The sequence below is a fragment of the Nostoc sp. genome (assembly GCF_036917155.1).
In the GTDB taxonomy this organism is placed as follows: Bacteria; Cyanobacteriota; Cyanobacteriia; order Cyanobacteriales; family Nostocaceae; genus Nostoc.
Window position 1 is genome coordinate 1 of the sequence record NZ_JBALDZ010000151.1, and the last position, 10870, is coordinate 10870.

The following is a 10870-nucleotide window of genomic DNA, read 5'->3' on the forward strand; positions in this document are numbered from 1 at the left end:
GTAGATGCTGGTTTATCATAGTCTGCTTTTACACTTTTACACTCAACCGTATTATCTCGTACTCTTTTTCAAAAATCAAATAGGAGTCCTATATCTGGAATAGTTTCTATATCTTCACTCTCTAACCAATCTGGTATGACTTCCCGATAAGCATACTCTACTCCAAATTCAATCATGATGGGGCTACCACCAGAAAGAATGATGATCTTTTTAGCCAATTCTTGTCCAAGAGTAAAATGAAGCTGCTCCTCCTTGGAAAGAATATATGTTTGCACATCCTCATGAGTAAATTCATTTAATTCCAAATAAGTTAATTCTTCTTCTTTGAATGACTTTTCTAGAATTTGACGGGCAATACTAGGGCGACCTGCAAAAATAAATACGGCATTATCTAGTTGATGGCATAAATCGCTAATATACTTCCAAATTTCCTCTCTTACCTCTTCTTGTCCTAATTTCTCAACCGTATCAATTATAAATACTAGTCTCTGTTGGCTGGATTTTCGATTAATTTCATCGACCAAGAACTTTTCAAGTTGCCTGCGTTCCTGTTCGTATGCAATTCGACTAAGGCGGTTTTCATCTTCTCGCAGTTGTCGTAACTGGAGCAACCATTCTTTATATGTATAATCGTATAATTGTTTGGCGATTTGAGTGCATAAATCTTCTGCATCCTTAAAGACAGGCATATCGCAATCAATAATTTCACTTGTCCCAATCTCAACTTGGTTTAGGCGGGATTGTAATGCACGAAGCAACCAAGTTTTGCCAATTCCCCCTCTACCCTCCACCAAAACGACGTGTAGATTAGGCTCCTGAACATGGGAAATGATTCTATTTAGATGTTCTTCACGACCAACAAACTCTAATTTATCTAGTTCAGACATAATAGACTCCTATTTGATTTTTGCAAAAACTCAGTAGACATCTATTCCCTAGTTAATTATTTTGAATGGCTTCATCCAGCTTCTGAATTAAATATCTATAGGGTGTATCATTATATTCGTCATTGTGCAGATAGTAATTGACAAAAAACTGAAATTCCCAGTCGTTTTCTACTTCAGATTTCAGCGTATAAATAAATTCATGAAATTGCTCTCGATCTGTATTGCGGAATATTCCCAGAGTTTCTTCAACAGTTTGATCAAAGAAAGTTTTGCGGAGTTCTTGTCGATAAGCTAGACTATCAGCACCACGATTGATAAATCCAGCATGTTGCTGAAGAATTTGAAAAAAATACTGCATAGACCAAGTACCCGCAAGACCCGCGTCAGCAGAATTATTCTTTGATTTCAGTTCATCAATATACTCCTGGCAGATTTTAGCTGCTTCGCTACAAAGCTCTTTAAAGCTCTCAGGCGAGGTTTCTCTGAGAAGACCAATAACTAGTACCCGCCGTGTCATGCCATCTTTGATAATCGTTTTGTCACGACTAAAAATAGATGTCTTTGTAAGTTCAACATTTAATTTATAACTATCATCACTGAAAGGTAGCTGAAATCTTTTAACGGCTTGTTTTAATAACCAATGACCATTTATTCTGGGAAATATACTCAACTTTTCAATGCATTCATATAGATGACTATTTTCTTTTGTCAAGCTTTCTCTAATCTGGTCTCTACATTTTTTGAGGTTATTTTCCCATAATTGGTTGCCATAACTGTTTAAAAACAAATTAACTGTGTAACCACCACCTCGATAAACTTTTAGTGCTTCAGCAATTCCTCCTGGATGCCCGCCAGTTAAATATAGTAAGTGTCCTGATAGTAGAGCAAGACTTTCAGAAGTCATCTCGATGGGCTTGAGATATTTTGTTGCTGTATCCTGAATCACTTCCCAATTAAAAGGAGAGAGTATTAGTCTAGCAAAAGTCCGAGCTAAGGGGAGATCAATCAGACAGCGAGCTGCAATAATAACTCGAATTCTCCCGGAATTCTCTTTAAAGAACTGTAATTCTTTCAAACATTTTTGAATTCTATATTTAAATTCCTCAAGTTCATTAAAAAGTTCGTTTAAACGTTGGTTTTTTGGGGCGCTTCCATCAAGATCGATTAGCAGCACAATACCTTTTTTTCCCTGGGATTGCCATTTAGCCCAATTTCTATGCAATAGTAAGGCGAAACGTTCTCCCCAAATTAATTCATGCCCTTCTGGGATTCTCAGATTCAAAGAACTTGCTAATCGGTTTTCTAGGTTCTCAATACTTTCATAACTAGACATAGAAGCATAAGCACAACACCATTGTAATTCTTGAAAACGCTTCTGTATCTGTTTGAGAAATTCTGTTTTTCCGTAACCTTCAGGTGCCGTCACTAAACGATAAGGAGGAGAATTAATTGCCGTAATCTCACTAATTGCAGCATCGCGATTAGTGAATGGGATCTTATCAGGATCAATTTGCTCTAGGAATTCTCGATTTAGCTGGTTTAACTCGGATTCAGCTTTTTGCATTTCATCAAGTTTATGCTCATATTGCCTTTTAAATTGACTTTTATCTACAGAATTATTCGTCCACAATATTTGGTCGTTGAGACTTTCAATCTCAGTTTGTAAATTCGTTATTAACTGCTCTAGATGTTTCTTTTTTAAATCTGAAGAATTGTTCATTGGATTTAGGTATTAAATTAATGGCTGATGGCATTAAGTTCGTTTTCTACTTGCTCAAGTTCTTGTAGTATGCTGTTGATTTGGCGTTGGATGATATTGCGATCGCTCGAACTCAGTGTATAGTTGAGTTGATTGTAAGCTGCCTCATAATCACTACTGAGAACGTCAAAGCGTTGTTGCAAAGTTTTGATTTTGAGTTGTTGCACTCTGCTCTTAATAGTCTGGGTATGTGCATTTGACGAAATCGACAAGCCTATTTCATCCCATGTTGCAATCAATACATCCGCAGGAATCATAAAAGCAGTCTTGATGTCTTCTCGCCTTTTCTCCGCTGCTACTGCCATACCAACTACTCCCACAAGGGTTTCATCCCATATCGGCGCACCACTAAAGCCTGGTTCTACTCTGTAGCCAGTTACCTTACTATCTTCCAACTGCACCCATCCCTTTCCTTGTCCGTCTCGTAACACCCCTGTGGCCCAAACGCCATCATTGTGTCCGTTAGGAAAACCGAATATGCGGAAAGGATGTTCCCAGATATTGCTAGCTCTTATTAGCTGAATGGGTTGGGCTTCTTTAGGTAATTGCCCTTCTATTTGCAACCCAGCAATATCTTCAGGTTCGGAGGTTGATGCATTGCTGACAACGGGTTGCCAAAAAACAACTTTAGCTTTTAGTTGTTGCCCTGATGCAATTAGGGGAAAATCCAAATAAATATCATTACTAGGAGCTTTAACTATATCTTCTGGTAAAGATAGAGCAGAGGTAACAACATGAGCGCATGTCAAGATGTAATTTTGAGTTCGCCCAGAGACTAAAAAACCTACACCAACTACCGCACCATCAGGATGAAAAATCCGGGCGATCGCTGACCTAAAAGTTTGAATATAATTATCTGTACTTACTACCATGCTATGCCTTGTCTTGCTTCCATTTCAAGGTAATTTCGTAGTTAGCTTCACCACTTACCTGACTTTTCACGGGAAGTCCTCAAGCCCCCAAAAAGCGTAGGTTTTTCCACAGGCTAATTCTCAATAACTCTGAGTTAATGAAAATAGCTAACGGAGAAATCAGGGCTTGGGAAAGCATCAAAATGACCTTTTCCACATCCCGTGAAAAGTCAGCACCACTTACAGAAGTAAAAATTGCACCCGCAGCAGCATTTAACTTAATCCCAAACTTAACCTCTACCTCATTAGCAGGTGTATTAAGCTGACTCAGCTTAGTGATAATTGCTGAAGCGACAGGTTGGATTTGATCTAATACCTCGTCAAATTTCTTTTTAGCTTCAACTACCATTTGCCCTGTGTCTGGTCTAGCAACACGTCTCACAGCATTGCTATTTTCTGGCTCATCAACTTCAACTAAAAACTTCGTCCCATCTTGGAGAGAAAATTCTGTAATTTGTTTCCGATTCATCATGAATGAAACCTGTTTATTTTGAACTAATAGTTTAATGTGTTGATCATCAAATGAGTTGGCAGAAATTTTTGTAATCTTATTCTCATTTAATGGTTAACTCGTTAAATATTTCTCCAACAATTTCTGACTTTTTTCTCCCATTTCATGAAACTTCTGGCAAAACTCTCTCCACCGATCATTCGTTGATTGACAAACTACTAGTAGTATGTATCATTAATTTTGCTGGGGTGCGAGATCCCCGACTTCTTCAAAAAGTCGGGGATCTGCTCGCCCTAACCGATCGCAATTAATGACATGAACCACTAGTAGTCCATGAAGCTAACGAAAGCCCAATATGTAGCAAACACTTAAGTGCTTAACGCAAGTACTTAAGTCCTGACTACAAACTTATTTACCCAGCATAGTTGACTTGACAGCCTACTAGAAGTTTGTGAAGTTTCTGAATAAACTGACTCACTTCTTGCTGCTTGGGCATTACAAGCTGCTTGACTGTCATGCTACAGACATAACAATTGTTATGTCAACTGTTATATTAGTTATATCAATAGCTTGATTTCAATTAGTAATTATACTGACTCAGCTAGAAAATTACTTGAATTTAAGTAAGTAGGCAAAAATAAATTAAACTATGTTACATTATATAAATTTAATTAAATTTTCTCGTGGTATAGCGGTTTTCGTTTGCGTGAGGTACACCCGTAGGGAACATGCCCATTGGTGTCAACTTAACGCGAAACCGCTTGTCCGCCGGGAATTGAAATTCCCGTCTCATAGCGAAAGTCATCTGAAGATGACTAAATATCGCCAAAAATCTCCAGTCTACTTCAGTAGACTTAAGCTAAAAGCCAAAGAAATTTATTTCCGGGCGGGCATGTCAGCCAACAGATAAGCTATTTCCAGCAAAAGTAGACACCTATGGGCATGTTCCCTACACCTTGCGATATAACGTTGTACCCCATCTGAATGGGAAATGCTATAACGTTACGCAAACCACATGTATAAAAATATCCCCGACTTCTTGAAGAAATCAGGGATCTAGTTACTTGAATAGCTGGTAGCTGGAAGTACTGAGGAATTTTTACTTGCAAAGAGTCCATCAATTCGGAGAACACTTGGCACAAAAATCAGGACTGAATTTACAGTATTGGCTATTTGTCAATTGGTAAGCTGTACAATAAGGAAAACTAGTAAGTTCAATTTTGGCTGCTTGTAATTTTGAACCATTCGGCAACGCTTCAGTAAGTTTGGTTTTAGCAGCCAGAAATATAGCTAAAAGCTTAGGCAACGCTATGCAGGCAGCGATATTTAGCAACGTTAGCAATATAGTGTCTATCAAATTCATAGGTAGTCATCTCCTGTGAAACGTAGGCGTAGGCGTAGCCCGTCGTAGACATCGCTGTTCTTAGATGCAAACACAATCATTGCTTGCACTCTATGTAAACTAACTTTAACATAAATTTTTGTAAATATAAACGTGGAATTCCTGGAATTATCATACACAGAAGGGAATGTGGATAATAAGGACGGTGATTGTAGCGAAATAACAAAATAAGCTGTAAAAACGATCAGTTTAAAATCTTTAGGTAAGGTGTTATGTCAAAAACCCAAACCGTCTCTTCTTTTTTATCTAACATCAGTGAGGGAGAACGACAGTCATTAAAGCGGTTGGTAGATTACACAAATGTGGAATCGTTGCCAGAAGTTTGGCCTTTAGCCGCTCAAAAATTTGGTGATGTTGTCGCTCTCCGCAGCCCTCACAGTAAACCAGAAGTAGTGATTACTTATACTCAGCTAGCAGAGCAAATACAACTATTTGCTTCTGGGTTACAGGCGTTGGGAGTCAAGGTAGGCGATCGCATTTCCCTAATTGCTGACAACAGTCCTCGCTGGTTCATTGCCGATCAAGGCATCATGACCTCTGGAGCCGTTGATGCCGTGCGTAGCTCCCAAGCGGATAAAGAAGAACTGCTGTTTATCATCGCGAATAGCGGCAGTACAGCGATCGTCGTTGAGGATTTAAAAACACTTAAAAAACTACAAGACCGTCTCAAAGATTTACCAATTCAAGTGGTAATCTTACTTTCTGATGAAGCATCACCAACAGACGAAACCCTAAAAGTACTCAATTTTACACAGTTGATTGAAATTGGGATAAATCATCATTTTGTGCCAGTCAAGCAAAATCGTGACGCTCTAGCAACCCTAATTTATACCTCTGGCACTACGGGTAAACCCAAGGGTGTAATGCTGTCTTATAAAAATTTGATGCATCAAGTGATAACTTTTGGGACAGTATTGCAACCAAATACTGGCGATATCGTTCTCAGTATCTTACCTTCGTGGCACAGCTACGAACGAACTGTTGAATATTACCTACTATCTCAAGGTTGCACGCAAGTTTATACTAATTTGCGCTCTGTGAAAGGAGATTTGAAAAAATTTAAACCCAATTACATGGTGGGTGTACCTCGGCTGTGGGAATCGATTTATGAGGGAGTGCAAAAGCAGTTCCGCGAACAACCAGCAAATAAGCAACGCCTAGTTAACTTTTTATTGGGCATTAGCGATAAATATATCAAAGCGCAGCGAACTGCTCAGGGATTGGATTTAAATAATCTTCATGCTTCCGCCATCGAACGATTAGCAGCTAAGATCCAAGCATCTGTTTTCTTGCCTCTCCACGCCTTGGGTGAACGACTGGTTTATGCCAAGGTGCGAGAAGCCACAGGAGGACAAGTTAAGCAGATGATTAGCGGCGGTGGTGCGCTTCCGAGACATATCGACAACTTTTTTGAAATTATTGGTGTGCAGATTTTGCAAGGCTATGGTTTGACAGAAACTTCTCCTGTTACCCATGTGCGCCGTCCTTGGCGAAATTTGATTGGTGCATCAGGACTACCACTCCCCGCTACAGAAGCTAAGATTGTAGATCCTGAAACAAAAGCGCCTTTACCAGTAGGAAAGAGAGGCTTGGTATTGTTGAGGGGGCCGCAGATTATGCAAGGCTATTACCAAAATCCCGAAGCGACAGCCAAAGCAATTGATGTCGAAGGTTGGTTTGATAGCGGTGATTTGGGTTGGCTGACACCACAAGACGATTTGGTGCTGACTGGCAGAGCGAAGGATACGATTGTATTGACTAACGGGGAAAACATCGAGCCACAGCCGATTGAAGATGCCTGTTTGCGATCGCCATACATCGATCAAATTATGCTCGTCGGCCAAGATCAGCGCAGCCTGGGAGCCTTAATTGTCCCCAATGTCGAAGCCTTGGAAAAATGGGCAGCAAGTCAGAATTTGATACTGGATACGTCGAGCGATCGCGTAACTTCCTCAGATAGTCAAAAAATTGACTTGGAGAGTAGAATGATCCAGGATTTATTTCGGCAAGAATTAAATCGGGAAGTACAAAATCGTCCAGGTTATCGACCGGATGACCGCATCGGAACGTTTAAACTCATTCTGGAACCATTTTCGATCGAAAATGGTTTGATGACACAAACACTGAAAGTTCGACGACACATCGTCACGGAACGCTATCGCGATATTATTGACGGCATCTTTGCCTGATGATTCCACCTGCTAACTGTAAAGAGTGAACGTGAAATATGGATGTCTCCAAATCTAATTTGCTTCTGAAACGCGTCGTTAACGTCAAAGTCATTGTGACTCCCCTCTGGAAAGAGGAAGTACAACAGCAGCTGCAAACGCAAATCAATCAACTCGATCAGCAATTGCAACAGCTAGATGTTGAAGGACAAAGAGCGATCGCAGCAATTCAAAAACAGAGTCTACAACCACCTGGGCCCCAAACTCTCCAACAAATTGACAATATCCAACTCCAAGTCAATCAAAAGAAAAGTGAATTTTTAGAGCAAAAAAATCAATTGCTGCAAAATCTCCAGCAAGTGCAGTTTCTCCAACAAGATCAGGAAGTCAACCAATTCCAAATGGAAGGCTTTTTTCGGGTAGAAACCGGTGATAACCTGATTAGCAAAATGCAGGTCGAAATCGTTCTGCGCGATGGCGTGGTAGAAGAAATTCGCGGCGACATTTAGAGAGTTATGAGTTATGAGTTATGAGTTATGAGTTGGAATTCCTAACTCCTAACTTCTCACTCCTAACTCCTAACTAATTCCTCACTCCAGCCCAAACAATTTGCCAGACTGGAGGTGAGCTAATAAAAAGCGATCGCCCAAAAGTACTCATCTCAACTCGATATTTAACCATACCAACTGAATCATTACCCCCCTTGATTTGCGTAATCGTCACTAACGCCTGATTTCGTTGCGGATAAGCTACCTCTACCTTTCGCGTTCCTCCCACTCCTATGTCCTCAAAGGCATTCAGGGCGAGAGTAGCAGGATCGCTCCCTTGGAGAGATGAGTTAAGCCTTTCTAAAGGTATAGTTTTATAATCGGAACGCTCTGAGTATGCCACAACCTCTTGAGACTGATGTATTGCTGCCACCTGCGGGGTTTGCCCATCAGTAGTTTCAACAATCAGTGCAGATGGCTGGTGCTGGATAATATAAACTCCAGCGCTAGCAGTCGCAAAGACACTCAGTATTACAATCAAAAAGAATTTCAACTTTGCCGACATAAAAGTAAACAGGAATTTCAAATAGGTTTATTACCAATTTTGAATTCTAGATTGAACTGTATCCCATATCCTCTAACTGTGAGAAGCTCTTGTATCTTAAGCAGTAGTTATGAGGAATATAAATAGCAAGGGAGTGGGGAGTAGGGAATAAGGAACAGATGTGTACTGAGTTTTTTCAAAAATAGGACTTACGCAAACAATAGCTAAAACCCTGATTTTTAGGTAGGGGCAATTCATGAATTGCCCCTACAGGATGTATTTTTGCGTAAGTCCTAAAAAATTAAATACGAGTCCCATAGACATCTAAGTTAGATTTATGTTCCTAAAGTCAAGGATCAATCGATTAGTCATTAGTTCCCCACTCCCTATTCCCCAATGCCCAACCTAAAATATAAACAGTCTAAAACCCTCCCACCAAGATACAATTCGATCTGATAAAAACTGTTAAAGTCCATAAACCATTGATTTCCAAACCACCCTATGAGCATTCACGAAGTATTTATGCCGGCGCTGAGTTCCACCATGACGGAAGGCAAAATCGTCTCCTGGGTGAAATCGCCAGGGGACAAAGTGGAAAAAGGCGAAACAGTGGTGGTTGTAGAGTCAGATAAGGCGGATATGGATGTAGAAACCTTTTATGAGGGATTTCTTGCCCATATCATAGTTGAAGCTGGTGAAACTGCCCCCGTAGGATCTGCGATCGCCTTCATCGCCGAAACGGAAGCTGAAATTGAACAGGCCAAATCTCTTGCCAATTCCGGCGGTGCGGCTGCTACTACAACCTCTTCCCCAGAACCAGTCTCCGCCACAGCCTCAGCCGCCACACCTGCCTTAGCGTCTCAAAACGGGTCTAACCACAAAGAAGGAAGGCTTGTAGCCTCACCCCGCGCCCGGAAGTTAGCCAAAGAACTCAAAGTTGATTTAACTACACTCCAAGGCAGTGGCCCCCACGGACGCATTGTCGCCGAAGATGTAGAAGCATTGTCCAATAAAGGCAAACAACCAGCCCCAGTTACCCCAGTAGCACCCATACCAACCAGCGCCCCAGTTGCACCCCCAGCACCTCGGACACCAGCGCCTACACCAGTAGTAGCGGCTGTTCCTGGTCAAATTGTACCTCTAACTACCTTCCAAAATGCCGTAGTGCGGAACATGGTAGCTACCATATCCGTGCCCGTCTTCCGTGTCGGTTATACAATTACCACCGATGGATTAGACAAACTTTATAAACAAATTAAATCCAAAGGCGTGACAATGACAGCGCTACTAGCGAAAGCTGTAGCAGTGACATTGCAAAAACACCCATTGTTAAATGCCAGTTACTCAGACCAAGGTATTGTTTATCATTCTGATATCAACATTTCCGTAGCAGTAGCGATGGATGATGGCGGATTAATTACACCTGTGCTGCAAAATGCCGACGCAGTGGATATATATTCTCTATCGCGTACTTGGAAGTCTTTGGTAGAACGTGCCAGGGCAAAACAACTACAGCCCCAAGAATATAACAGTGGTACTTTTACCCTGTCTAATTTGGGGATGTTTGGCGTAGACAAATTTGATGCGATTTTACCGCCTGGACAAGGTTCAATTTTAGCGATCGGGGCATCCCGTCCGCAAGTGGTAGCAACACCCGACGGTTTATTTGGCGTGCGGCAACAAATGCAAGTTAATATTACTTCTGACCACCGGATTATTTATGGTGCCCATGCTGCGGCGTTCTTGCAAGATTTAGCAAAACTGATTGAGACAAATCCTCAATCTTTGACACTGTAGTTTTGAAAAAACACCAAATTTAAATGTTAGCGCTATAAGCGAGCAGCAATTTTTCGTAGAGTAGCGCTAACAACAAACAATACTTACACTTCAATACTACAAACTTTAACTTCTCGCCGCTCCGGTACTGGGTACTGGGGACTGGGAAAAAGTTTTTTAAAATTTGGTGGTGGGTAAAAGCCTCCACTATAATTTTAAAGGTTTGGCATCTAATCCCTAATCCCCAGTCCCCAGTCCCTTTTACTTGATTTACGCCTAGCTACTTATCACGAGTGACATACGACAACACCCTGAAATATCTGGTTGAGCAGTATCCAGAAGATTTTATCCGCTACTTACTCGCATCTGAGCCAACGAATATCCAGATTGTGACATACTCCCCGCGCCGCCACTTCGTGGACGGCGGGGGCTTCTCAGTGACTCCCGGCAACTAGAAAGGACATTTCCTGAGCTTTGAAGGACG

10 protein-coding genes are annotated in these 10870 nt (G+C 41.1%); 4 read left to right on the forward strand and 6 right to left on the reverse strand.

Annotated elements, in window-relative coordinates:
• Window positions 1-68 precede the first annotated feature (68 nt).
• The 4 genes from V7K67_RS20605 to V7K67_RS20620 form a co-directional block, all read right to left on the reverse strand.
• The gene (locus tag V7K67_RS20605) at window positions 69-887 is read right to left on the reverse strand and encodes an ATP-binding protein (protein WP_335168152.1); all 819 of its coding nucleotides are present in this window, start codon (window positions 885-887) and stop codon (window positions 69-71) included.
• Window positions 888-939: 52 nt separating this feature from the next.
• Window positions 940-2607 (reverse strand): hypothetical protein, encoded by a 1668-nt coding sequence (locus V7K67_RS20610; protein ID WP_334732651.1) that lies wholly within the window; start codon window positions 2605-2607, stop codon window positions 940-942.
• A 17-nt stretch (window positions 2608-2624) separates the two neighbouring features.
• Complete coding sequence (locus tag V7K67_RS20615; protein WP_335168154.1) at window positions 2625-3518, reverse strand: trypsin-like peptidase domain-containing protein; 894 nt, start codon at window positions 3516-3518, stop codon at window positions 2625-2627.
• A 79-nt stretch (window positions 3519-3597) separates the two neighbouring features.
• Entirely contained in the window at window positions 3598-4029 is a 432-nt protein-coding gene (locus V7K67_RS20620) for a CU044_2847 family protein (RefSeq protein ID WP_334732653.1), read from the reverse strand.
• A gap of 89 nt (window positions 4030-4118) precedes the next feature.
• On the opposite strand from V7K67_RS20620, the gene V7K67_RS20625 reads away from it, so the two are divergent.
• A complete protein-coding gene (locus V7K67_RS20625; protein WP_334706398.1) occupies window positions 4119-4319 on the forward strand; it encodes a hypothetical protein in 201 nt (66 codons plus the stop codon).
• An 806-nt stretch (window positions 4320-5125) separates the two neighbouring features.
• Here the strand turns inward: V7K67_RS20625 and V7K67_RS20630 are convergent.
• Window positions 5126-5371, reverse strand: coding sequence for a hypothetical protein (locus V7K67_RS20630; protein ID WP_334706396.1), 246 nt, complete (start codon window positions 5369-5371; stop codon window positions 5126-5128).
• A gap of 251 nt (window positions 5372-5622) precedes the next feature.
• Between V7K67_RS20630 and V7K67_RS20635 the strand changes: the two genes are divergently transcribed.
• Both V7K67_RS20635 and V7K67_RS20640 read left to right on the forward strand, forming a co-directional pair.
• Window positions 5623-7599 carry an AMP-dependent synthetase/ligase gene (locus tag V7K67_RS20635; protein ID WP_334732654.1) on the forward strand — a complete coding sequence of 659 codons (1977 nt, stop codon included), beginning with the start codon at window positions 5623-5625 and terminating at the stop codon, window positions 7597-7599.
• Window positions 7600-7637: 38 nt separating this feature from the next.
• Complete coding sequence (locus tag V7K67_RS20640; protein WP_069072569.1) at window positions 7638-8087, forward strand: YlqD family protein; 450 nt, start codon at window positions 7638-7640, stop codon at window positions 8085-8087.
• A 73-nt stretch (window positions 8088-8160) separates the two neighbouring features.
• Here the strand turns inward: V7K67_RS20640 and V7K67_RS20645 are convergent, their stop codons facing one another.
• A complete protein-coding gene (locus V7K67_RS20645; RefSeq protein WP_334732655.1) occupies window positions 8161-8631 on the reverse strand; it encodes a hypothetical protein in 471 nt (156 codons plus the stop codon).
• A 480-nt stretch (window positions 8632-9111) separates the two neighbouring features.
• Here V7K67_RS20645 and V7K67_RS20650 point away from each other — a divergent pair, with 480 nt between their 5' ends.
• Window positions 9112-10407, forward strand: a complete 1296-nt coding sequence (locus V7K67_RS20650; RefSeq protein ID WP_334732656.1) for a dihydrolipoamide acetyltransferase family protein — start codon at window positions 9112-9114, stop codon at window positions 10405-10407.
• Window positions 10408-10870: the final 463 nt, after the last annotated feature.